This is a genomic window from Clostridium neonatale, assembly GCF_001458595.1.
GTDB classification, from domain to species: Bacteria; Bacillota; Clostridia; order Clostridiales; family Clostridiaceae; genus Clostridium; species Clostridium neonatale.
The window spans coordinates 462,654-487,242 of record NZ_LN890328.1 but is presented as its reverse complement, the minus strand read 5'-3'; the positions used below and the strand labels follow the sequence as shown (position 1 = coordinate 487,242).

The 24,589-nt window shown below is 30.0% G+C and carries 21 protein-coding genes; 3 read left to right on the top strand and 18 right to left on the bottom strand.

The window, feature by feature from the left end; genetic code table 11:
- Positions 1-16 precede the first annotated feature (16 nt).
- The 15 genes from BN2920_RS09315 to BN2920_RS09240 all read right to left on the bottom strand — a co-directional run bounded on the left by BN2920_RS09315 (position 17) and on the right by BN2920_RS09240 (position 17,100).
- Complete coding sequence (locus BN2920_RS09315; protein ID WP_058294742.1) at positions 17-967, bottom strand: MraY family glycosyltransferase; 951 nt, start codon at positions 965-967, stop codon at positions 17-19.
- A 245-nt stretch (positions 968-1,212) separates the two neighbouring features.
- Positions 1,213-2,982: a 5'-nucleotidase C-terminal domain-containing protein gene (locus BN2920_RS09310; protein ID WP_058294741.1), complete on the bottom strand. Its 1,770-nt coding sequence runs from the start codon at positions 2,980-2,982 to the stop codon at positions 1,213-1,215.
- A gap of 227 nt (positions 2,983-3,209) precedes the next feature.
- A protein-coding gene (locus BN2920_RS20990) for an IS3 family transposase (RefSeq protein ID WP_230132317.1) occupies positions 3,210-4,633 on the bottom strand; the annotation gives its coding sequence in 2 pieces (ribosomal slippage) (positions 3,210-4,144 and positions 4,144-4,633; 1,425 coding nt in all).
- 76 nt (positions 4,634-4,709) lie between these two features.
- On the bottom strand, positions 4,710-5,351 hold the full coding sequence (locus BN2920_RS09295; RefSeq protein WP_058294740.1) for a V-type ATP synthase subunit D: 642 nt from the start codon (positions 5,349-5,351) through the stop codon (positions 4,710-4,712).
- A 3-nt stretch (positions 5,352-5,354) separates the two neighbouring features.
- Entirely contained in the window at positions 5,355-6,734 is a 1,380-nt protein-coding gene (locus BN2920_RS09290) for a V-type ATP synthase subunit B (RefSeq protein ID WP_058294739.1), read from the bottom strand.
- Positions 6,727-8,505 (bottom strand): V-type ATP synthase subunit A, encoded by a 1,779-nt coding sequence (locus BN2920_RS09285; protein WP_058294738.1) that lies wholly within the window; start codon positions 8,503-8,505, stop codon positions 6,727-6,729. The genes BN2920_RS09290 and BN2920_RS09285 overlap by 8 nt, the downstream gene beginning before the upstream one ends.
- 18 nt (positions 8,506-8,523) lie before the next feature.
- Positions 8,524-8,835, bottom strand: a complete 312-nt coding sequence (locus BN2920_RS09280; protein WP_058296884.1) for a V-type ATP synthase subunit F — start codon at positions 8,833-8,835, stop codon at positions 8,524-8,526.
- Positions 8,828-9,829 (bottom strand): V-type ATP synthase subunit C, encoded by a 1,002-nt coding sequence (locus BN2920_RS09275; protein WP_058294737.1) that lies wholly within the window; start codon positions 9,827-9,829, stop codon positions 8,828-8,830. The genes BN2920_RS09280 and BN2920_RS09275 overlap by 8 nt, the downstream gene beginning before the upstream one ends.
- Positions 9,830-9,841: 12 nt before the next feature.
- Complete coding sequence (locus BN2920_RS09270) at positions 9,842-10,432, bottom strand: V-type ATP synthase subunit E (protein ID WP_058294736.1); 591 nt, start codon at positions 10,430-10,432, stop codon at positions 9,842-9,844.
- Between the two features lie 33 nt (positions 10,433-10,465).
- Positions 10,466-10,951: a V-type ATP synthase subunit K gene (locus tag BN2920_RS09265; RefSeq protein WP_058294735.1), complete on the bottom strand. Its 486-nt coding sequence runs from the start codon at positions 10,949-10,951 to the stop codon at positions 10,466-10,468.
- 13 nt (positions 10,952-10,964) lie between these two features.
- Complete coding sequence (locus BN2920_RS09260; RefSeq protein WP_058294734.1) at positions 10,965-12,917, bottom strand: V-type ATP synthase subunit I; 1,953 nt, start codon at positions 12,915-12,917, stop codon at positions 10,965-10,967.
- Positions 12,904-13,230 carry a hypothetical protein gene (locus BN2920_RS09255; RefSeq protein ID WP_058294733.1) on the bottom strand — a complete coding sequence of 109 codons (327 nt, stop codon included), beginning with the start codon at positions 13,228-13,230 and terminating at the stop codon, positions 12,904-12,906. Before BN2920_RS09255 ends, BN2920_RS09260 begins: the two co-directional genes overlap by 14 nt.
- Before the next feature lie 166 nt (positions 13,231-13,396).
- On the bottom strand, positions 13,397-15,070 hold the full coding sequence (locus BN2920_RS09250; protein WP_058294732.1) for a B12-binding domain-containing radical SAM protein: 1,674 nt from the start codon (positions 15,068-15,070) through the stop codon (positions 13,397-13,399).
- The gene (locus tag BN2920_RS09245) at positions 15,045-15,599 is read right to left on the bottom strand and encodes a hypothetical protein (protein WP_058294731.1); all 555 of its coding nucleotides are present in this window, start codon (positions 15,597-15,599) and stop codon (positions 15,045-15,047) included. Before BN2920_RS09245 ends, BN2920_RS09250 begins: the two co-directional genes overlap by 26 nt.
- Before the next feature lie 202 nt (positions 15,600-15,801).
- Complete coding sequence (locus BN2920_RS09240; RefSeq protein WP_058294730.1) at positions 15,802-17,100, bottom strand: PQQ-dependent sugar dehydrogenase family protein; 1,299 nt, start codon at positions 17,098-17,100, stop codon at positions 15,802-15,804.
- A 200-nt stretch (positions 17,101-17,300) separates the two neighbouring features.
- On the opposite strand from BN2920_RS09240, the gene BN2920_RS20985 reads away from it, so the two are divergent.
- The 3 genes from BN2920_RS20985 (at position 17,301) to spoVB (ending at position 20,150) form a co-directional block, all read left to right on the top strand.
- Positions 17,301-17,474 carry a YjfB family protein gene (locus tag BN2920_RS20985; protein ID WP_083498761.1) on the top strand — a complete coding sequence of 58 codons (174 nt, stop codon included), beginning with the start codon at positions 17,301-17,303 and terminating at the stop codon, positions 17,472-17,474.
- A gap of 5 nt (positions 17,475-17,479) precedes the next feature.
- Positions 17,480-17,665: a YjfB family protein gene (locus tag BN2920_RS09235; protein WP_230132116.1), complete on the top strand. Its 186-nt coding sequence runs from the start codon at positions 17,480-17,482 to the stop codon at positions 17,663-17,665.
- A 985-nt stretch (positions 17,666-18,650) separates the two neighbouring features.
- The gene (gene spoVB / locus BN2920_RS09230) at positions 18,651-20,150 is read left to right on the top strand and encodes a stage V sporulation protein B (protein ID WP_058294729.1); all 1,500 of its coding nucleotides are present in this window, start codon (positions 18,651-18,653) and stop codon (positions 20,148-20,150) included.
- 323 nt (positions 20,151-20,473) lie between these two features.
- Here the strand turns inward: spoVB and BN2920_RS09225 are convergent, their stop codons facing one another.
- The 3 genes from BN2920_RS09225 to BN2920_RS09215 form a co-directional block, all read right to left on the bottom strand.
- Positions 20,474-22,084, bottom strand: a complete 1,611-nt coding sequence (locus BN2920_RS09225; RefSeq protein WP_058294728.1) for a putative polysaccharide biosynthesis protein — start codon at positions 22,082-22,084, stop codon at positions 20,474-20,476.
- Between the two features lie 8 nt (positions 22,085-22,092).
- Positions 22,093-23,067, bottom strand: a complete 975-nt coding sequence (locus BN2920_RS09220) for an RluA family pseudouridine synthase (RefSeq protein WP_058294727.1) — start codon at positions 23,065-23,067, stop codon at positions 22,093-22,095.
- 185 nt (positions 23,068-23,252) lie between these two features.
- Positions 23,253-24,434 carry a M20 metallopeptidase family protein gene (locus BN2920_RS09215; RefSeq protein ID WP_058294726.1) on the bottom strand — a complete coding sequence of 394 codons (1,182 nt, stop codon included), beginning with the start codon at positions 24,432-24,434 and terminating at the stop codon, positions 23,253-23,255.
- Positions 24,435-24,589: the final 155 nt, after the last annotated feature.

Below are 24,589 nucleotides of genomic sequence, written 5' to 3'. Positions count from 1 at the left end.
ATATTGTATAACAAGTTTATTGTTTAAATAATAACAAAAAAATAGAAATTGAGCTACAAAGTATACTTACTATCATTATATACTTAACAACCTGCTTAGGAGTAAAACCTTTCGCTTCTAGTCTAAAATGTATTTGACTTCTATCTGCTTGATATACAGGTTTACCTTCTGAAAATCTTTTAAAAATAACAAATAAATTATCAAATATAGGTACTGCAAGTGCAAATATTGGGATAAAAAGACTCATTACCGTAGCAGATTTAAAAGCTCCATCTAATGCAGTTATACTTAATAAAAATCCTAAAAGATTAGCTCCGGAATCTCCCATAAATACTTTTGCCGGATATTTATTATAATATAAAAATCCTGCAATACTTCCAACTAATCCAATAGAAATTAGAGCCGAAACATTCCGCCCTAATATTATTGCTGCCACAAAAAATGTAATAGATGATATTAAAGATATACCACCAGCTAATCCATCCATACCATCAGACCAGTTTATAACAGTAGTTACTCCAAAAATCCATGTTATTGTTAATATAAACTGTAACGTCGGATTTAATAGTATGAATTCTGATGTAAATGGATTTGTAAAGCCTTTAAAAATTATACCAGCTTTAAACACAAGAATAGCTGATAAAAGCTGAATTATTAATCTTGGCAAAATAGGAAACTCTTTTCCCTTAGTCTTATAATAATCATCAACAAGTCCTATTAATACTATAAATGTAGCACCAATAAATATCATTATTTGCTGCTTTGCTTCATCTCCTACAAATAATAAATATGAAACAAAGAATCCTATGTATAGTGCTATTCCTCCACATAAAGGAGTTGGTGATTTATGTTTTTTTCTCTTATTAGGTTTATCTGTAAATCCAATCTTTTCAGATAATTTCATAAGAAGTGGCATTATGGCAAATGACACTATAAATGCAACCACCATTGCTATTATGTAATTCATTGTATCTACTCCTTAGTAAAATTATATATAAATACTTATTATATATAAATACTTATTATATATCCATTTTAATTACCTATTAGATTATACTATTAAAGGGACTTATTATCAATTACAAAATTATTAAGCTTTATCCTTTTACATGGTAAATTATATTATAAAAAACAAGATGAGTATTCAAAAATTAAAATATTATTTTTAAACACTCTCTGTTCATCAACTTATTTATACTATTTAACCATATATCATGTTAGTAATTTAATTTTTTCTCCTGAATAAATTAAATTAGGATTCTTCAAATTATTATATTTTGCAATTTCTTGCCATGTCTTATTATTTTCACTTGCTATTTTAGTTAGATTATCACCAGATTTCACTACATATACAATTTCCTTTGAAGTAGTAGCGATAACTTTAACATTACTTTCAGTTTTCACAACTTCATATTGTTCATTTTCTCTATTTTTTAAGCTTTCATTTGAAGCTATAGAGTTTCCTTTAACCTGTATTCTTCCACTAACTTCACAGCCTTTTGTTCCATTATTGTTTAAATAGTTTGCAAATATTTCTTCATATGTTCCAAATTCAGCCACTACCTTAGTTTTAAATACGCCATAGCCATCTCCACCTTCTGATAAGAAATCATTTATGGCTACTGTGTATTCTTTAGTGCCATCAATTAAGTTATTATTTACCTTCACATCATATACTCTGCTGCCAACGGGTTTAGATGGATCAAAGACAAATGTTATTCCACTTACTTGTAAGAAACCTCCTTGTGTTTCTGGGTATCCACTTACAGATACTTCTAACGCTTTCTTTACATCTCTTCCATTTAGTTTTATAACCTGAATTGTATTTCCAAATGGAAATAATTCTGCTATTTTACCTTTTGTAACACGACCTGCTGGTATAGACGTTCTTATATTACCTCCATTTACAAATGCTATATCTGATTTAGTTTCTGCTCTTATTGCATCCGCTGATAAATTTCCAAGATTAGTTTCTTTTCTTCTAACATTTTCTCTTTCACCATCAAGATCTATATTTGAATTTGCTACAACTTCTGAGAATACAATATCATTTTTTGCTTTAATTTCATTTATTAAAGAACTAACATCTTTATCTTCTTCTAAACTTGCATAATCAGATGCTTTCAATAATTTAGCATTCTTGCTTTTTACTTTATTATCTTTAACTTCAATTTCTACTATTCCTAAATTATTACCATATTCACCTGTTTGAGCAATTAATGTATTGTTAACAACAAGACCATTCTCTAATTCTGTATGGCTATGCCCATCTATTATTACATCTATCCCATAAACTTTTTCTGCTATTTCTTTAGATGTAATGATGGAACTTTCATCAAGTCCTATATGCGCTAACCCTATTATTATATCAGTTTTATCATCTAACTGATCTACAATTCTTCTAGAAACTTCTATTGGATCATTAAATTTTACTCCTTCTACATTAGATGGACTTGTTTTATATACTGTTTCTGGTGTACATAATCCAAAAATTCCTATTTTAACTCCACCCATTTCTACTATTTCATATGGTGGAAAAATTTCAGTTCCATTGTCATAAGTAAAATTTGCACCTAGCATTTTAAATTTTGCTAATTTACTTAGTTCTATAAGTCTACTTATTCCATAATTAAAATCATGATTTCCTGGAACCATAAAGTCATACCCTGCTGCATTTAATATTTTAACTGCATTCTCACCTTTGCTTACATTTATAATTGGTTTTCCATGTAATGTATCACCAGCATCAACTACTAAAGTATTGGGATTTTCTGATTTAGTTTTCTTAATTAATGTTGCTATTTTTCCAAAACCTAGGCCTCCATCTTCTGCTAATACTCTTGAATGTGTATCATTGGTATGTATTATTGTTATTTTTGTTATCTCTTTAGCATCTTCTGTTTGATCTGCAAGTGCAAAAGTAGCACTACTGAAAAGTAAAGTTATTGATACTATCAAACTTAACATTACTTGTTTTTTCAATATACTTCCTCCCCTTTAATTAGGTTGTATTTATATTGTATCCAATTATCTTCTAATAAACCAAGTCCTCTTTTGTTAATTTTAAAAATTTTATTTTATAGTATAGTTAATTTTTTTAACATATCTATGTATTTTTAATATGTAATAAAAAAAGGATGCTATTTTGAGGTGACCCCAAAAAGTTAGACTTTTTAAGCGTAGCAGTTTTAATGGCTGCTACGCTATTTTTATGCAGCCAAGAGGTTGAGCCTGTATTCTACGGGACTCATCCATCCTAGTTTCTCTTTAATTCTTTGTTCATTGTAGTACTTGATGTATTGTTCTATTGCCTCTTTGAGTTCATCATAACTGTAGTAAACAACGCCGTAGTACATTTCCTGTTTCATTATTCCAAAGAAGTTCTCCATTACTGAATTGTCATGGCAGTTGCCCTTTCGGGACATACTTTGAAAAATTCGATTTTCTTTAAGAGTGTGTACATAAGCTTTCATTTGGTAAGCCCAACCTTGATCAGAATGAAAAGTTCTTCTGTATGGACAATCAGCTGTGATTTCAATTGCCTGGTTTAGTGCTCCCATGATATTGGCCGCTGACGGATGTTGAGATATTCCATAGCTTAAGATTTCTCTATTACACATATCCATGAATGGATCTAAGTATAGTTTCTTTATTATCATTCGTCCCTTATCATCAACCTCATAATACTTAAACTCAGTAGTATCTGTTGTGATTTTCTGATGAGGAATCTGTGTGTCAAAACGTCTATGAATTCTGTTAGGAGCAACCTTTCCAACTTTACCCTTGTATGAACTATACTTACGACTCTTTCTTGTAAAGGAAGTCACCTGAAGATTAAGCTTTTGCATAATTCTCTGAACTTTCTTTTTATTTATAAGTATTCCTTGTTTACGTAGTGCTCCGTATACACGTCGATAACCCCAATCTTTATTAATACTACGTATTTCAAGGATCTTTTCTTCTAGTTCTTTATTAGGATTTTCTCTATTAAATCGCTTTTGCCAATACATGTATGTCGCTTTTGGAAAGCCTACAACTGCGAGAATATCTTTTAATTTGAATTCTCCTCGGAGGCTGTGGATGATTCTCGCTGTTTTTTCAGAAGAGCTTCCTCCTCTAAACGCAGCCTCCTCAGTTCTTTTAAATATGCGTTCTCAATTTTGAGCTTGAGCAATTCATCTTCAAGCTGTTTTACATGTTCAGCAGTAGTGTCAACTGAAACAATTTCGGCGGATTCTGTTTTACTAGACAATTTATTTGATGATTCCAACGATATCTTTCGTCCCTTCTTCTTCGGCCGCAAAGCATCAGGACCAGCAATTCTAAAATCATTTACCCACTTAACTATTTGCGTTGGATTATGTATCCTTTCTTGAAGGGCTAACTCCTGATATGAGACCTCACTTGTTAGATATAATTCTACTACATGAAGTTTATATTCGAAAGTAAAAGATTCATTTTTTCTTGAACGCATCAACGCTTCATCGCCTAATGTACGGTAATTATCAACCCATAATTTAACCTTGCTTGGAGAAGGAATACCAAACTCTTTCGCAAGAAATTTATAACCACCTTTACCATCCAAATACGCTTGAACAACTTCTTTTTTGAATTCATAACTATATTTTGCCAAAAAACCGACCTCCAAATCATTAGATTTTTGGTCTAACTTTTTGGGGTCGGTTCATTTCTAGCATCCTTTTATAATATTAACCTCTTTGCTCAATCATACTCTTAACTTTCATTAATCTAGTTGTAGCAGATCTTTCATTTTCATCAAGTCTCATTCTAATATATTTGATTGTTTCTTGAAGTTGAGGTATAGTCATATATTCAAGAGCATTAACTCTTCTTCTTGTACTTTCAATTTCGTTAGCCATAAGCTGACATGACTTTTCTACTTCTGCAAGTTCAAGTAATTGTGGAAGTATTCCATAAAGTTTAGCTAATGCATCGTCAAGTTCTGATGAAGTATTTGCAAATCCATATGGGTATATGCTTCCCTCATCTCCTTCAAGCTGTCTCTTGAAGTTCATTACAGGAACAGATACACTCATAACATTCTTTTCACCAACTTCAACTGAAATATGTTCTTTAGGATAAACAATAGCTTCTTCTAAAAATTCTGAACTCATTACGGCTCTAGCCATAACAAAGTCTTTTAAAGAGCCTTGAAGATTATCTTCAACTTCTTTTCTTAGCTTATTGTTATATTTAACCAAGTTAATGAATTGTCTCATTAATTCATCTTGTTTATCTTTCAAAAGCTTATGACTTCTTGTTGATGTAGCTAATCTTTTTTTTAGCTTAGAGAGTTCCATTCTAGTAGGATTGACATTTAACTTTGCCATAGACTATTCTTCCTCTCTTGGCATATATTTTTCAAGGTATTCATCTCTAATTCTCTTAAGCTCTGTTCTAGGAAGCATCTTTAATAATTTCCATCCTAGGTTAAGAGTTTCTTCAATTGTTCTATTTGTAGTTAAGCCTTGAGATACGTATTCTTCCTCAAAAGCTTCTGCGAATTTAGCTAGCTTCTTATCAGTTTCAGATAATGCTGATTCTCCTAAGATTGCTGATAATTCTTTTGCTTGCTTACCTTGAGAATATGCTGAGAATAATTGGTTCATAGTATCTGCATGATCTTCTCTTGTCTTTCCTTTTCCAATACCTTTATCTTTAAGTCTTGAAAGTGATGGCAATACATCGATAGGTGGCATTACACCTCTCTTATATAATTCTCTTGAAAGGATAATTTGACCTTCTGTAATATATCCAGTTAAGTCTGGAATTGGGTGAGTCTTATCCTCTTCTGGCATTGTAAGTATTGGAATTTGAGTGATTGAACCCTCCACTCCTCTAAGTCTTCCTGCTCTTTCGTATAATGTAGAAAGGTCAGTATATAAGTAACCTGGGTATCCTCTTCTACCTGGAACTTCTTTTCTAGCTGCTGAAATTTCTCTTAATGCTTCAGCATAGTTTGTTATATCTGTCATAATAACAAGAACGTGCATTCCTTTTTCATATGCTAAGTATTCAGCACAAGTAAGGGCCATTCTTGGAGTAGATATTCTTTCGATAGCTGGGTCAGATGCTAAATTCATAAATAGAACTGATCTGTCAATAGCTCCTGTTGATTTAAATTCATCAACGAAGAATTGAGCCTCTTCGAAAGTTATACCTATAGCTGCAAATACAACGGCGAATTTAGAATCTGAATTTAAAACCTTCGCTTGTCTTGCAATTTGTGCAGCTAGTTCTGCATGAGGAAGTCCTGATGCAGAGAACACTGGTAACTTTTGTCCTCTAACTAAAGTGTTAAGACCATCAATAGCTGAAACCCCAGTTTGAATAAATTCTGATGGGAAATCTCTAGCCATTGGGTTAATAGCTTCACCATTGATATCTACTCTTTTTTCTGGTATTATTTCTGGGCCATTATCGTTTGGTCTACCCATACCATCAAATACTCTACCTAACATATCTTCAGATACGCCAAGTTCAAGTGGTCTACCTAAGAACTTAGCTTTAGTACCTTTTAAGTTTATTCCTGAAGATCCTTCAAATATTTGAACCATTGCTTTTGATCCATTTATTTCAAGAACCTTTCCTCTTCTCTTTTCACCAGTATGAAGTTCAATTTCAACTAATTCATCAAACTTAACACCTTCAACACCTTCAACAACCATCAAAGGGCCAACAACTTCAGTAACTGTTCTGTATTCCTTAAGCATTTGCTACCCCTCCTTTGCTTATTAGGTCATCAATTGCTACTTTTAAATCTTCAAAGATCTTATCTATTGCATCTAAGTCTTTTTCAGCTATATATTTACTTCTAGCAATTCTGTCTTTTAAATCTTCCATTGCTAATATATCATTTAAATAAACTCCTGCATCTAAAGCTCTTTCTGCTTCTCTCTTATATCCCATAACAAGACTTAACATCTTGTATTGCTTCTTAAGTGAAGTATATGTATCTACTTCATGGAAAGAGTTTTGTTGCAGATAGTCTTCTCTTATTGATTTAGCTACATCTAATTTTAATCTGTCTTTTTCAGATAATGCATCTATACCAACAAGTCTTACGATTTCTTGTAAGCTTGATTCTTCTTGAAGAATAGTCATTGCTTCAAGTCTTAGTTTTCCCCAGTCTTCAGCTACATTTTCATTCATCCACTTATCAATTGTATCAGCATACAATGAATATGAAGTCAACCAGTTAATTGATGGGAAATGTCTTTGATATGCAAGTTGAGCATCAAGTCCCCAGAATACTTTAACTATTCTAAGTGTTGATTGTGATACTGGCTCTGAAATATCTCCTCCTGGAGGTGATACTGCACCTATTGCAGTGATAGAACCTATTCTTCCATCATTGCCTAAACATTCAACTTTACCTGCTCTTTCATAATAGTCTGCAAGTCTTGAACCAAGGTATGCTGGATAACCTTCGTCACCAGGCATTTCTTCAAGTCTACCAGACATTTCTCTTAAAGCTTCTGCCCATCTTGAAGTAGAATCAGCCATTATTGATACAGAGTATCCCATGTCTCTAAAGTATTCAGCGATTGTGATACCTGTATATATTGATGCTTCTCTAGCAGCAACCGGCATATTTGAAGTATTAGCTATAAGAACTGTTCTTTTCATTAAACTTTCACCAGTCTTAGGGTCAATAAGTTCTGGGAATTCGTTAAGAACGTCTGTCATTTCGTTACCACGTTCTCCGCATCCAACATAAACAACTATTTCCGCATCTCCCCATTTAGCAATTTGGTGCTGAGTAACTGTTTTACCAGCTCCGAATGGACCTGGAATTGCAGCTGCTCCACCTTTAGCAACAGGGAAGAATGTATCTATAACTCTTTGACCTGTAAGCATTGGTTCAACAGGGTTGATCTTAGCTTTATATGGTCTTCCTTTTCTTACTGGCCATTTTTGCATCATCATAACTTCTTTATCACCAGTTGCAGTTTCAACTACTGCAACTGTATCAGTTACTGTAAATTCTCCAGCTTTTATATCCTTAATTGTACCTTCAACACCTACTGGCACCATAATTCTTTGTTCAACAACGGGTGTTTCTTGAACAGTACCAATAACATATCCTGGTTCTACTTTATCTCCAATTTTAACAGTAGGTTTAAATTCCCATTTCTTTTCTCTATTTAGTGATGGAACAGATACACCTTTTGTTAAGAAGTTAGACTGTGCAGCCTCCATAAATGCATCTAGCGGTCTTTGTATTCCATCAAACATTGATTCAATAAGTCCTGGGCCAAGTTCAACACTTAATGGTTCTCCTGTAGTTACAACTGGATCTCCAGGTCCTATTCCTGAGGTTTCTTCGTAAACTTGGATTGATGCCTTATCACCTCTCATTTCGATGATTTCACCGACAAGTCCTTTTTGTCCAACCTTACATACGTCATATATATTAGCTTCATCCATACCTTCAGCAACTACTAAAGGTCCTGAAACTTTAATTATCTTTCCGGTCTTCACCCTTATCAACCTACCTTTCTATAAAATATTAACGCCTACAGCTTTTTCAACGTTATCGCTTATTCTTTGCATACCTATATTTAATGTTCCTTGATTGCTTGGAATTAATATTACAGCAGGAAGCACTTCTTTATTGTATCTTTCAATTGTCTCTTCAATTCCTTGAGCGACTTGTTCAGTTACAAAGATAACTGCGTAATTATCTCTTGCTAATCTATCAACAGTTCTTCTAGCTTCATCATGTTCAACCACTGGAAAAACATCAATACCTAGAGCTTTAAATGCTAAAACCGAATCCTTATCACCAACTACACCTATTTTTTTAAACATAAATATCACGCAGCCTTTCTCTTATTACTTCCGCAGCAATATTATTGAGTTTGCCAACCATTATAATTCTTATTATCTTTATTTCTGTTTCTTTAGCATAAATATAAGCAATTACAGGTTCCACACCAAATGGTATTATTTTAGCATCTCTCATCATGTTCATAATATAGTTATCAATTAACTTTTCAAGCATACTAACTGAATCTGTTTTAGTATAGTATTCAATACCAACTCTAATAAATTCAGCATAATCAGTAAATGCAAGCTTTGAAGTTATATTCTCAACTGAATCATTTAACATGCCAAGTAATTTATCTTTATCTAAAGATCCACCTTCAATAATAACTGAATTAAAGAATTCTCTACTTTTATTTTGCTTCTTAACTCTTAATAAAGTCTTTATATTAGTAGAATCTATAAGACATTTTACATATTTATCAACAAAAGTATCATTTATTTCACTCTTAATATGTACTAATTGTTTAAACATGTATTTATCTAAAATAATATCAAGTAGTTGAGGATCTTTACTTTCCTCAAATTTCAAGATAGTTTCTTCAATTGCTTCTCTCATAATTGGAGATAAATCTCTTATATCATTATTTTCAATTAAGTTCTTTAATTTTAAAGAATCAATTGTTCCAACGTTAACTAAAAGATATGATAAATCCTCTTTAAGAAACATTCCTTTTAAAATCACTTTTATATTTTGATAATCATATTTAATACTCATTAAGTCTATAAGTGATTTTTCAGGACTTATATCATACATAAGTTCAAATAATCTTTTCAATTCTTCACTTAATATAAGTTCGTAATCCTCTGGTCTCTTAACATTTGTCATAACATTGGCATACTCTGTTTCTTGAAGCACTTTAAGTGCTTCACTTGCTGAATGAGAATCTATCATTCTGTCAAGCTTTGATTTATCAAGGAGTTTTGTCTCGTATACTCTAAGTCTGGGTATAACTTGACTAAATTTCATTACATCCATTATTTATCCTCCTTAATTAAATAATACTTGTGCAACTTTAAGACTTAAGTCATCTTTAATAGAGCTTACTAAAGCCTCATATGTATTATTTATTTCTATGCCATCCTTTTCTAATATAAATCCACCCTTAAAGTTTCTTTTTTCACTACTTAAAGTTATTGTAGCCTTTGAATTAAGCTTATTATTTATTTCGTTTAAAACTTCAGTAGTTATAACTTTTGCACCCTCTTCATTTAATATTAAATTTTGGTTTCCTTCTATACCACTATTTAATATTGAATCAGTAACAAAATCCTTTAATTCTTCATTTGAAAGATTGCAAAGTGCTTCTACACTACTTTCAAATACCGAATTTATAACTTTTTGCTTAGCAGCAAGTTTTTCATTTCTTGAATTCAATTCTGCACCTGAAATTATTCTTTCTTTTCTAGCTGCTGCATCTCTTTCTGCTCTTTCTAAAATTAACTTTTCTTCTGCAGATGCTTCTTCTTCTTTTTTAGCTATGATTTTATCTCTTTGTTCATTAGCATCGTTTAATATAGAAGTTTTTTTATCTTCTGCATCTTCAAGAATTTTAGAAGTTAAATTACTTATGTTAGACATTCTCTCACATCCTCATCCTTAAATTCTGACTAATTAAAATACGCCATTTACTAATAAGAATGATACAACGAATCCTAATAATGCATATGTTTCAACCATGGCAGCTAATACTATACCTTTAGTAGTGTGATCTGGGTTTTTAGCTAATATTTGAATACCAGCAGCTGCTGCTTTACCTTGAGCAATACCTGACCATAAACCACATATAGCTATTGGTAATGCTGCAAATAATAAATATAAACCTTGTGATAATGTTGTTTCTGGTGATAATTTAAAGAATATTAATAATCCTATAACGAATCCATAAAGGCCTTGTGTACCTGGTAATAATTGAAGAACTAACGCTTTACCAAATTTTTCCGGTTGTTCTGATAAAAGTCCTGCTGCCGCTTGACCTACTATACCAACACCTTTAGATGATCCTATACCTGACATACCTACTGCTAATGCAACTCCTAATGCTCCCATTACGAATCCACCGTAATTTTCCGTAAAAAATTTAATCCAAGTCATATCCATTTTAAATATCCTCCTAATTTCTTCTTAAATTTATATATTTACTATTTGATTTAAATGGCTTAAAGGCTCTGCCTCCACCATCATAGAATTTACCAAAATATTCAACATAAGTTAATCTTAATGAATGAACGTAACCACCTAGTAACGATAATCCTAGATTTACTGTTTGGAATATTACAAATATTAATGGTCCAAATAAAAATGTGCCAAGTGGTCCTGGTATCATATCCATAATAAGATTAATAGCTCCTGCTATTGATCCACCAGATAAACCAAGTGCCATAAGTCTTGTATAAGAAACTAAGTCTCCTACATAACCTGTAATACCATATAATTCATATAGTCCTGAAGCTACCTTTCCACCTGTTGTCTTAGCTGACCTTCCTTGAGTAATTACAATTAATACAGAACCTGCTATAGCTCCAATTTTACCTATTGTTCCAAGCATCGGTATATTCCCCATCATACCACCTGCAAGTAACCCTAATGATATTAATGTAATTGCCCATGATCCTGCATCCATAAAAGCTTCTAATGGTTTTCCAGCTCTTATTAATACATAAGCCTTAACACCTAATGCAAAGAATATTTGAATAGCACCAAAAACTACTGATAAGACTAATATAGTCATAACATCTGCAGTAGTATCAATTAGTTTTGGCAAAGGAATCAAATCTCCAAAAAATGATCCGTAAATAGCACCAAATGCTATTGTTGGATAACTTAAATAATGGAAGAATTTTATCATCTTTTTCATTCCATCATCAAACTTTAGATACTTAAGTGCTATAATTGTACCTATAAGCATTAATAGACCATATCCCATATCCGCTACCATCATTCCAAAGAAAACTAAATAGAATGGTGTTACTATCGGTGTAGGATCAATCTCGTCATATTTAGGTAATGCATACATTTCTGTTATTGACATAAACGAATCATTCAAATCATTATTTTCCAACTTGATTGGAACATCATCAATTTCTTCGTCTTTAACATCTTCAAAATTTAAATAATAGTCCTCACCTAAAATATCTTTTACTATTGCAGTAAGCTTTTCATTAAACTTGGTTGGAACCCAACCTTGAATTAATGTAGTGCTTTCAGTTCTTAAGAAATTTGTACTTACACTCTTTCTTGAAACAAGATTGCTATAGTATTCATAAGCTAACTGCAATTTCTTCATTCCTTCTTCAAAACCTGATAATTCTTCTTTTATAATGAATTTATCGGATTCAATCAGTCCAATTCTATCATTATATTCATGAATTAATTTTAGAGGAGTTTCTTCCTCATCAGTTTTAAACGGAGTAAACCCAAATCCTCTAAGTGCCTCTTCAACACTGTCTTTGTTTGCTTTGTTACATAAAGCAATAAAATAAGTATCTTGATTAGTCTTTGATATAATCTCGACATAACAATCATTTAGTTCACTAATTAATGATTCTTCATATTGATTAGCTACACTACCTAAGAAATAAGAAGTTTCTTTAAGTTCTTTTAAGAAACTTAAAGGTGCATCGAAAGCTTCATAAGGTGTTAAACTTGATACTGCAGTTTGAAGCTTAGTTTTCTCATTATCAAGTCTTGCAATCCCTTCTTCTTTTTCCTTAACTTTTTCATAAACAGATTCCCAATTACTACTTTCAACTTTTTCTTTAAGCTCATCCATCGTTAATGAGAGTTTTTCTGTTCTTAAAGTTTTCACTAATGATTGTTTAGGCACATAGTCTTTTAAAAATTGTAGGGCAAACTTAACCTTTGATAATTGCTCTTCCCACTTTGCTATATCAGAATCAATTATATCCTTTTTCAATTCTGAAAGGATTTCATTTTGTTCTAAAAGATTTTCATCTTGTAGATTAATGAACTCAGCATTTGAAAATTCTTGTAATTTTTCAAGCAATGCTTCTTTCTTTGATTCAAAGGCTAACAAAGTGAACTTATTCATCTTAACTATTGCCATGAATTTTCACTATCCTCTCAACCACTAATTTTACAGCATTATTTTTCTTTTCTTCAGATATATTTTCTATGTCTGAAGCTTCACTTTTACCTTTAGCTAATATAGGCTCTGCTTCTTTATTTCCTGCGCTAATCGCTTCATTCATTAAAACATTAGCTTTTTCTTTTGCTTTAGCTAGCACATCATCATATTTTGCTTGTGCTTCTGCACTCGCTTTTTGAACTATTTCTTTCGCTTGTAAAGTAGCATTTTTTACTAGTTCTTCTGCTTCTGCTTCTGCTTTTTTAATTTTTTCAATTGCTTCTAATGCCAAAATATCACCACCTTTTATGCCTTAATACAAAGAAAAATAATATATATTAATACTTTATATAGTATTAATTACTTTGTCACTGTCTCATTATACAATGCCTCTGCATAATTTTCAACACATTTGAAATTTTATTAACAGAAAGTTATTATTTCATAATGCATCCACACTATAAATCACTGAGTTTTTCAATAAATAAATATTCATTATTATTGTTAAATAGACAGTAGAAATCTTCTTCTATAAGTTCGCCATTTTTAACATATTTTTCTAAGTTGATATCAAATTTTTCTAAAAAATATTCCTTAAATGAGTATTTTTCTCTCAACTTATCCTTATATTTCTTTTCTTCTTCTTTAGAAATATTTATTTTTAAGAAATTAGGCAAGCCTCTCCTTTTATTATATAGTAAATAGTTAAATTTAACTATATTATCTAGGTATTTATTATCACTTTTTAGTATTTTTTTGTTAAATTCTAAAAAGACTTTATAATATTCTATGTTTCCAATATTTCGATTAAAATATCCATTCTCTTCAAAAAACTTTCCTAAAGCATAATAAAATTCAAATGGTGTATTAAATTTTTTTTCAAAAAATTTAATTATATAATTAAATTTTTGTGAGTTATAATACTTATCGACCATTTCTTCTACTTTCTTAAGTTTTATCATTTCCTCATATGATACTAAATTAGTTTTTAGTATTTCATATGGTGGATATGGTGAATATTCCATCCCATACATTTTCGCTTCTTCTCTCATTGATGATCCCTTTAATAACTTTAAAAAACCTAATTGTATTTCTTCTGGATGTATAGAATATACATCATTAAATGATTTTACAAATGAATTATAATCTTCACCTGGAAGCCCTGCTATTAAGTCTAAGTGCTGTTTTATATTCTTTATGGACATTAATTCTAATACTTTCTCTTTAATATCGCTAAAGTTAACAAATCTATTTATATTTCTTAAAACATCATCATTAGTAGTTTGAACACCTACCTCAAATTGAAACCTCCCTTCTGGAGCTTTTGATAATAATTTTATTTCCTCATCTTTTAAGATATCTGCCGATATTTCGAAATGGAATGATGTTTCTGTATTTGCATTAATTAAAAAATTCCATATTGCCATAGAAAATTTGTGATTACAATTAAATGTTCTATCAACAAATTTAACTAGTTTAACTTTCTTTTTAATAAAATAATTTAATTCTTCCAATACTCTTTCTATATCTAAAAATCTGACACCATGACTTGTTGATGATAAACAATATTTGCAATTAAAAGGACATCCTCTTGATGCTTCATAATATACTATTTTATTGCTTAAATCTTCATCTTCTTCATATGGAAATACAATCTCATCCATAGACATGAGCGGTCTTTTTTCATTTGAATATACATCTCCTGAATTTTTATAATGTAACCCTCTTACTTTATCAATATCTAATTCTCCCAATTTATATAAAACAAAGTCCCTATAAGTTTTTTCCCCTTCACCTTCAATTACATACTCTCCAATATTATTTCTTAAAAACTGGACTGAATCAAAAGATACTTCAGGTCCACCATATAAAATTTCTATATTAGAATTTACTTTTTTGATGAGATTAGCTAATCTCTCAATTAATTCAACATTCCATATATAGGTGGAAAATGCAACTACATCTGGATCTTCTTTTATGATTTCTTCTAATATTCTTTCTTCCCTATCGTTAATAGTAAATTCTCGTATTTTTCCTTCATATGGCAGATCATTAGTGAAACTTTTTAAATATCTAACTGCCAAATTACTGTGGATAAATTTTGAGTTAATAGCTGTAAGTAATATTTTCATTTATTGTGTTCTCCTCTACTTCTTCTTTTAATGTTAATTTTTTTCCTCTTATGAAAAAAACATCCTCATAAACTTTAGTTTCTTCTATTTCAAAGTATTTTTCAAGGATTTTTTTTATTTCATCTACACTGTTATTTGATAATATATTTAAATTTTTAAATGTAAATTCTCTGAGTTTTTCTTTTGGTAATATAACTTTTATCTTATTATTAAACACTTTTCCCCTTTGTTTATTTATATCCCATATTAGTATTTCACCATTATTCTTTAGATATTTAGAAACGTTTTTTATTAATCTTTCTTTCTCAAGACTAGTCCACATCTTATTTAGATCAAAAAAGAAAGTACATGCATCATATTTTCTACTTTGTAATTTGCACTTTGTCTCTTCATTCACATAATCAATGCTAATTTCCTCTAAGACCTCTTTAGATATATTATATATTATACCAAGATTATTCTCTCCAACATCTAATATATCTCCTTGTATATTTACATCTTCTAAATTTATTACTAATGTTTTTCCCATTTCCAATCACCCTTCCTTAATATTTCATACTATTATTTTAACATTTTTTTACATATTAATAAAATACAACTTAACAAAATATATATCCAATAAAATATTTTAGTATATTTAATTTAATCAAAAAAGATGTTTAGATTTTGATATGCTACCTGATAATTAATCAGATAACTGCTCAATTGTTAACTTCTAAACATCTTTTTCTTTATTTTAAAGATTTTTTATTATTTAATTTTAGAATAAATAAACATACTAGAACAAATAAAAGTATCAAGATAAATATACGTACTTCTTTAGGTAAATTAAATACTACTCCATCATTCTTAGACTGTAATTTATAAACACATCCAGTTCCACTATCCAATATATATGCCGATCCATTCTTAGTACGTATTCCTCTAATTATACTTTCATCTTTAAGTTTTAAAAGCTTATGTTTTACTCCATTTTCGTTAATGGAATATATCATATTATCCTTTTTATCATAATATACACAACTGTCCTTTTCTAAAATTGCTCCTTCTTTATCTATTCCTAGATATTTTATATTATCAACATCTGAAAATTGATATATTGGTGCAGCAACTGTTTTATTAGGTGGATTTAAAATAATCCTAGATATTTTTTGTTCTCCTTTAAATCTAGGTGAAGTTATTAAATCTCCTCCACTATAATCTGGCCATCCATACCATTTTCCTTTTTCTATTTCATATAAATAATCAAAATCTCTATTTATAGGTCTATCTCCAATATTCTCCATACCACCTACAACACATATTAAATTATTATTACTATCTAAATCCCACCCTGTTATATTTCTTATTCCACATGCATAAAGGGATATCTTATTATTCGATAAATTCACTTCAACTATAGATGCATTGCCTAGCTTCTCTCCCTCTATCTTTTGTCCTTCAACACTAGAGTTTCCATAGGGCATAAATGCGCCAGTTTTACTCTCACCATAATTTTTTCCATTCAATGATATATTTATTGGACTTTTATCATATGGAATGTTATTTATATCATAAGTTCCATCATTGTCTGCAATCCCAGAATTAGTAGCACTGCCTATTGCAATTAATAACTTGTTATCCTTTATTATAATTTTTCTGTCTAAATATTTCCCAACAGAAGGTATATTACTTACCATTACATTTAATTCAGATGTAGATAAATCATAATTATATAATTTATCACCTGAAATAATATATAATTTTCCATCATAAAACAGAATATCTTCTATTTTTAAAGCTTCATCTGAAAAAAGTATTTCTTCTCTTCCTTCATCTTTTAAAACCTTCACATAATTTTCATAGGCTACATATGTATTTTTTCCGTCTTTATCAAAACTTACAGCATTTCTACAATTTTTAGCCTCTATACTCCAATTTATATTACTTTTTAGAATATTTATTTTATACTTGCTTGATAATTCAAATAATCCCAAAGATGCTGCTACAATTATAATTGAAATTAACAAGAATTTAAAAAAACGCCTCACTTTTCTCCCTCCACCACTTTTTAATATTATATTCTTATCTTACATATATTCGTAACACTTCTACTAAATAATATACTTCATTACTAAATTTATATTTCCATAATATTAAAATAAGACCTTCATTTTATAATAAAGGTATCATTTTATTAACCGATAATTATTGTAAGAATTAAATACATAAAGTTAAGGATGTGATTTATATGGAAATGAGCATTGCAGATCTTTCAATGGGAATGAGTCAAGCTTCTCTTCAAAATGCAGTTTCTATCTCTGTTTTAAATATGACTATGGATACTGCTGCTAATCAACTTACAGCAATGACTGAAGTTTTAGATAATCTAGCTGTTGATCCNTACATAAAGTTAAGGATGTGATTTATATGGAAATGAGCATTGCAGATCTTTCAATGGGAATGAGTCAAGCTTCTCTTCAAAATGCAGTTTCTATCTCTGTTTTAAATATGACTATGGATACTGCTGCTAATCAACTTACAGCAATGACTGAAGTTTTAGATAATCTAGCTGTTGATCCAAATTTAGGTTCAAATATTGACGTAACTGTATAGATCTATATATCGTCACATAAAATAAGGGACGTAGAATCAGAGTTTAGTGGATAACACCCGAAATTCAATATATGATATGCTCGTATTGTAGGAAAATTTGAGTTAAAAATTCTACAGACAGAGGCTGTGCCCAAAAATGTTTGCTCCAACAACAAGTGTCGGACAAACAATTGTGGAACAGCCTCTGTCTAAGAATTTAATAACTAAAATTTTCAATACAATACTCCCCATATTCATATATTGAATTTCTTTGTTTTTCTCTAAACTTATTCTCAATGTAATTTATGATTTTAGAATATCCCCTGTCTAAAAATATAGTTTTCAATCAATGTAATATAATGCTTGGTGAGGTACAAACCTGGCAGTATAGCCCATCTTCATTCAATGCTGAAGATGTTTCCTTATTAAAAAAATCCCATCTGATACTCAATAAATAAGAAAAGATCCGAATTGCAGCATAGCTACTCTTTTTATAAGTGCACATTCTTAAGCAGAGAACCCAAATCTGTGATTTGGTGTGAATCTCTTATACCTACGAATGTATATGAGTAGATATTCCCTTAAACAGAGAAAATATATGAATAAGTACATCTTTATTTCCATAGAACCCGCATAAAATAAGCAAATTCTTAAGAATTTATATTCTGATATTTATAAATTGATATCCTTTAAAAAATAATAAAATATTAACTTTTTAAATCTTTAACATGTATAAATAACTATTCCTTAATTTAAAAATGTGTTTATTTAGAGCAATAATGTTGATACTATGAGTCTAGATGAAACAAAGAAATGAAACTCTTATGTTCGGCGGTGTCTTGCATTCAAAAAGGAAGCCACACATAAGAGCTTTATTTCGGTTATTTCACTTTAAACTTTCTACGTCCTTTATTTGTATTGATCATGTATCTTTCTTATTTTTCTTCAGGAATATTACGTAAAATATATGAATATTATTTAGAGTAATCTAAAGGAGTGATAACTTTTGGCAAAAGATAATTTTTTAAAGAATTCTTTTTTACTTACCGCATCAAATGTTACTACTGGAATATTAGGCTTTATATTCAATATATATTTATCCAATCTTCTTGGTCCTGAAGGTATGGGGCTTTATAATTTAGTTATGCCTATTTATAATTTGTTTATATGCCTTATGTCTGCTGGTATTGTTTCCTCAATGTCAAAAATAGTTGCAGTTTATGATCAAAAAGGCGAGCAAAATAACATTACTAAAACAATACGAGTTGTAGCAATGTTTAATATAATTTGGGCAATCATTATCGGTATACTAGTTTTTGTAGCTGCTCCTTTGATTGGAAAATATGGTGTTAGTGATACAAGAACAATAAGCGCTATAAGAGTTATTTGCCCTGCTATGGTGTTTATTGCAATTTCGAATATCTTTAAAGGATATTTTTATGGAACATCAAAAATAAAGATACCTGCTTTACTAGATATATTAGAAAAGGCTATGAGAATAATAACCGTCAGCCTTTTAATTTTATTTTTTAATGCGGATTCAATTGAAAAAATGGTAACACTTGCTACTATTGCTTTATGTATTGGAGAACTTCAAAGTTTAATAGGCTTATATATATATTATAAATACTGCATTGCTAAAACACCACATTCTTGTGAAGTTCCTGAAAGTAGATTCCAGCTCTTATTTGATGTTATTATAATAACTATACCACTTTGTATGAATGGATTTTTAACAAATATATTAGGAACTATGGCTACTCTTATTGTTCCAAGACGGCTTTTAGTTGCAGGTTTTAATCATATAGAAGCATTAAGTCTTATTGGTAAATTTACTGGAATGGCAATGACTTTGCTCACTATTCCACTTATTGTGGTATCCACAATTAATACATTACTTATACCTGATCTCTCACAAACTTTAAGTCAAGGAAAAAAATATGAAGCTTCATGCAGAATTAGAAAAGTTATAAAACTTGCATTTTTACTTGGACTTTCCACAACAATAATATGCAATATAATACCAGATAATCTCGGAAAAATGTTTTATGGACGTGATGATTTAGGTACTTATATTAGATTTGCTTCCTTTGGGGCACCTATTTTATTTACTTCCAGTACAATGTTTGGTATTTTAAACGGACTTAATAAACAAGGTATTATATTAAGAAATTCTTTAATTGAAGCAATTATTGAATTAATCGGTTTATATATATTTACTGCTATTCCTTCAATAAATATTCTAGGATATAGCATAACAATGATAATTGCTACAGGTACTAGCTTTTTACTTAACATACATGAAGTAAAAAAACATATAGATATTAATATAAATTCATATAATATATTTATTTATATCTTGCTTGCATTACTTGTATTTTTAATTATAAAAATATTAGCCACTCATTTCTTGGCACATTCTCTTATTATAAATAATTTTATGGTCATAGGCTTGACATTTTTTATATTTGCATATCTTGGAGGCTTTGGCGAAAGTGATTCATAACAATTTTTTATAAATTCACTTTACAATTTCTTCTTTTTAAAATTATATATAATAAAAATTACGGAATGCTAAAATACATTCCGTAATTTTTATTTTATATTTTTATTATGTATATTTCTTATATTTATTCCATAAGCTTTGCTTGTCAATAATTTTATATGTGATTCTTATAATTTTTTAACTATAAAAAATGTAATTAATACTTCTTTGCGTATTAAATTCTTTAATAGATACTTTATATTATTTTTAGAGGCGAAAAGATCCGTATTGCAGCATAGCTGCTCTTTTTATTTAAGATCCTAATTGCAGCATAGCTGCTCTTTTTATAAGTGCATATTTTCTCTCATGAACCTTGGGAGCATTTTGTATATTCTTCCTGAAATACTGTCTAGATCTCTCTTCCTTAACCCACCGAGCAATATTATTAAATATAAGTAAACAAAACCTCCAATAGCTATTAGTAAAAATGTTGAAACAGCATATAAAATCATATTTTTATTAGTAAGTTCTAACATTATACTTATTGGAATCCTAGTCCAATATATTACAAGTGCCATTACTGCTGATGCAATCAATGGTTTTACTATATTTCTGATCATATGTATTTTTACTCTTAAAGCTTTTTTAAGTGCTCTTTGATTTAATATACATGGAATAAAAAACCACAAGAAATTACCAACCACTACTCCCATTATATTTATATCTTTCATTCCAACTAAGATATAATTAGCTATTATCTTAAATGTAAGTCCAATTATAAATGTACCAAGGACATAATATAGCTTATTCATACTTTGAAGTAATACAGTTTGTATCTGTGCTACAGCCATAAAAATAAGTACAACTGATCCAACCATCATAAGTTCATACCCTTGTTCACTACCATATAGTATTGTAAAAACTTCTCTTGATAAACAAGACAAGCCAACTGCTGATGGTATTGTAATTAAAAATACCATTCTAAAAGCAAATGAAGTTTTATTTCTAACTTCTTTTTTATCTTTCACCGCCATTGCCGCTGATACTGCTGGAAGCACTGTAGTTCCAAGCGCTGTTATTATTATAAGTGGTACAGATAATAATGTTTTATATCGACCAAGAACTCCATATAATTCTTGAGCCTTTTCCATTGAAAAACCAGCAAAAGCTAATCTTGCATTAACATTAACCATATCTACAAGACTACCAAAGTTTTGTAGACCGGAACTTAATGTTATTGGTAATCCATACTTTACAAGTTTCCTAATTATACTCTTAGGTTTTATTCTTTTTGCATCACCTTGTGCTATATAAGCTTCTTCTTCAAAATCTTTCTTTTTATATACACACATCATATACCCAAGAGCAATTAATGCACCAACTGAAGTACCTATTGTTCCTCCTGCTGCTCCATATGGGATACTTATTTTCATAAGTAAATATGCACATAATAAACTTACTGCTATATTTATAACCTGCTCAATAACCTGAGATATTGCAATAGCTGTCATGCTGCTTTTCCCTTGGAAGAATCCTCTATAAGCTGATAATATTGTAGTTACAAATATACTAGGTGCAAGCATTAAAATTCCATAAGAAGCATCTGGATTCTTAATTCCATTTCCAAGTGCAAATGCGCCAATCATTAATAAAAGTGAAATAACTCCACTAATTAATGCCAATATACTTCTTGATATTTTAAGAGTTCGTACTGCATCATCTGGCTTATCTACTGCACTCAATTCTGCAACTACTTTTGCAATTGCAGGTTGTGTTCCAAGATTAGTAACTGCATATGCAAACAAAAAAACTTCATAGCAATTTTGATATATTCCATATCCAGAAAGTCCTATTATTCTTTGAAGCATAGGAATATAGAAAACTGAAATTATTTTTGTTAGAATACCAGCTACTGAAAGTATTAAAAACCCTCTGTTAGATGATTTCTCCTCCATAACTCCTCCTATCTAAGTGAAAACTTAAATACATCTTGTTTTATCTTTTTAAATAAAGGAGGCAGAGCTACAGCTACAGTCTTATTCTTTAAATAGCTAAGCTTTCCTTTAATTTCTCTAAAGTTTAATTTATAAGCATATAAAAATTGATAATTAAGTCCGTACTTATTCTCAAAGAATGAATTTAATTTCTTATCTCCATATTTATTATCACCAATTATTGGATTTCCTAAATATGATAGATGTGCTCTTATTTGATGGCTTCTTCCTGTAATCAAATTTATTTCAAGAAGTGAATACGCTCCATTAGTTTCTACAGTGTTTACTTCTGTAATAATCTTTTTAGAACCTTCAACTTCATTTTCATAAATTTTTGAAAGGTTATTATCTGAATTTTTTAATATATAACCTTCATATCTTCCATTTTTTATCTTTCCTTTTACAAGAGCATAATAATATTTTTTGATTTCATCTTCTCTAATTGCTTCATTTATGCATTTTAGTCCTTCAAAAGTTTTACCAAAAATAACCATGCCAGATGTATTTCTATCTAATCTATTACATGCTGCTGGTGTAAATGTAAGTTCATTTTCTGGAACATATGCTCCCTTTGCATCTAGATATGAAAGGGTATAATCTGTAAGTGTTGCTTCTTTTCCATCAGCACTATCAGAATGTACTAAAATTCCTGGCCATTTCTCAACTACTACTAAATTATCATCTTCAAAACAAATCTTCATTCGTTTTGAATCAACTTTCATAAATTTATTGCTTTTATCTTCTTTTTTACTTTGTATGTATTTAATCTCTACTATGTCGCCTTCCTCTAAAAAATATTTTTCATTTTGTTTCTTCCCATTAACTCTTATGTCCTTTTTTCTTAACGCCTTAAATATAGCGCTTAATGGTACATCTTTTAATAACTTTCTTAGGAATTTATCTAATCTCTGTCCTGCTTCGTTTGGTCCAATTTCTATTTTCAAATATTATCACTCCGTTTTCCTTTAGTAAAACATTTTTTACTTATAAATTATATGATAAAAAATGTTATATTACAAACTAATAAATAAAATGTTTAATTACAGTATATAAATAACCATCCTATATGTCTATATAAACATTAAAGTTTAAGACTTAACACAGGATGGTTATACTAATTATTCTTACTTTACTTTGTTAAGAAATTAAATGCTGCCGCTACCTGAATAGCAACTCCGATCGGTAAACAATCTTCATCTATATTAAATAAATCACTATGTGCTGGATGTGTTGTATTTTTTTCTTTATTTCCTGATCCTAAGAAATAAAATGCTGATGGTCTTTCATTAGCAAAATATGCAAAGCTCTCAACACCCATTTTAGGTGCTTTTTGCTCTAATACATTTTCTTTTCCTATAACACTACTTGCACTTTCCATTAATAAGTCTACACAATCATCATCATTATATAGACAAGGATAACTTTCAAAAACTTCGACTTCAGCTTTGGCTCTAGACATTTCAGCAATTCCATTTACAATTTCATTTAATCTTCTAACTGCAAACTCCCTATCTTCTTTTGTCATAGTTCTAATCATTCCACTAAGCTTTGCTTCTCCTGGAATAATATTTTGTCCTGTTCCAGCATGAAGCATGCCTACTGTTACTACAGCTGGATTTACTGGAGCTATTTCTCTACTTACTATAGTTTGAAGTGCAAGTACTATATGGCTTGCAATTACAACTGGATCTACCGTTGTATGTGGTGATGCCCCATGACCACCTTGACCAGTTATTTTTATATTATAAGGATTTGATGCAGCATTAACTACACCTTTTTTTATCTTTATTGTTCCACATTCTGTCTCTTCATCTACATGAAGTCCAAATATACAATCAACCCTTGGATTTTCTAGTACCCCCTGTGTTATCATATGTGGTGCTCCACCTGTAGTTTCTTCTGCGGGCTCAAATAATAACTTAACTGTTCCAGAAAATTTATCTTTATATTTATTTAAAATTTTAGCTGCTCCCATAAGGATTGTTGTATGTGAATCATGTCCGCATGCATGCATTCTCCCAGGAATCTGAGATTTATATTCACAAGATTTCATATCTTGAATTGGAAGTGCATCAATATCGCCTCTTAATGCTACAACTTTACCTTCACCATCCTTAGTTCCTGTGATTATTCCACAAACTCCAGTTTTTGCAACTTCGATATATGGAATATTATTTTCCTTTAAGAATTCTTTTATAACTCCTGAAGTTCTTACTTCTTCAAACCCAAGTTCTGGATGCATGTGTAGATCTCTTCTTATGGCTATTAGTTCATCTTTGATTTCATTTGCTTCTTTATTAAAATTAATCATGTATATTCCTCTCTCTCTTTTTATACTTCCGTTTTCACATATTCCAATATAAAAATGTCATATTATTTTCTATTCTTAATGTTCATAGTCATTTCGCCTATTCCATATTCAGTAGTCATTTTTAATGCAATATCCGTTGGGTGAGATATGTCATT

Coding starts and splice junctions, on each gene's coding strand:
- BN2920_RS09315 (WP_058294742.1), bottom strand. CDS start 967: ATGAATTACATAATAGCAATGGTGGTTGCATTTATAGTGTCATTTGCC.
- BN2920_RS09295 (WP_058294740.1), bottom strand. CDS start 5,351: ATGGCAAAGTTAAATGTCAATCCTACTAGAATGGAACTCTCTAAGCTA.
- BN2920_RS09290 (WP_058294739.1), bottom strand. CDS start 6,734: ATGCTTAAGGAATACAGAACAGTTACTGAAGTTGTTGGCCCTTTGATG.
- BN2920_RS09280 (WP_058296884.1), bottom strand. CDS start 8,835: ATGTTTAAAAAAATAGGTGTAGTTGGTGATAAGGATTCGGTTTTAGCA.
- BN2920_RS09275 (WP_058294737.1), bottom strand. CDS start 9,829: ATGGATGTAATGAAATTTAGTCAAGTTATACCCAGACTTAGAGTATAC.
- BN2920_RS09270 (WP_058294736.1), bottom strand. CDS start 10,432: ATGTCTAACATAAGTAATTTAACTTCTAAAATTCTTGAAGATGCAGAA.
- BN2920_RS09265 (WP_058294735.1), bottom strand. CDS start 10,951: ATGGATATGACTTGGATTAAATTTTTTACGGAAAATTACGGTGGATTC.
- BN2920_RS09260 (WP_058294734.1), bottom strand. CDS start 12,917: ATGGCAATAGTTAAGATGAATAAGTTCACTTTGTTAGCCTTTGAATCA.
- BN2920_RS09250 (WP_058294732.1), bottom strand. CDS start 15,070: ATGAAAATATTACTTACAGCTATTAACTCAAAATTTATCCACAGTAAT.
- BN2920_RS09245 (WP_058294731.1), bottom strand. CDS start 15,599: ATGGGAAAAACATTAGTAATAAATTTAGAAGATGTAAATATACAAGGA.
- BN2920_RS09235 (WP_230132116.1), top strand. CDS start 17,480: ATGGAAATGAGCATTGCAGATCTTTCAATGGGAATGAGTCAAGCTTCT.
- BN2920_RS09225 (WP_058294728.1), bottom strand. CDS start 22,084: ATGGAGGAGAAATCATCTAACAGAGGGTTTTTAATACTTTCAGTAGCT.
- BN2920_RS09215 (WP_058294726.1), bottom strand. CDS start 24,434: ATGATTAATTTTAATAAAGAAGCAAATGAAATCAAAGATGAACTAATA.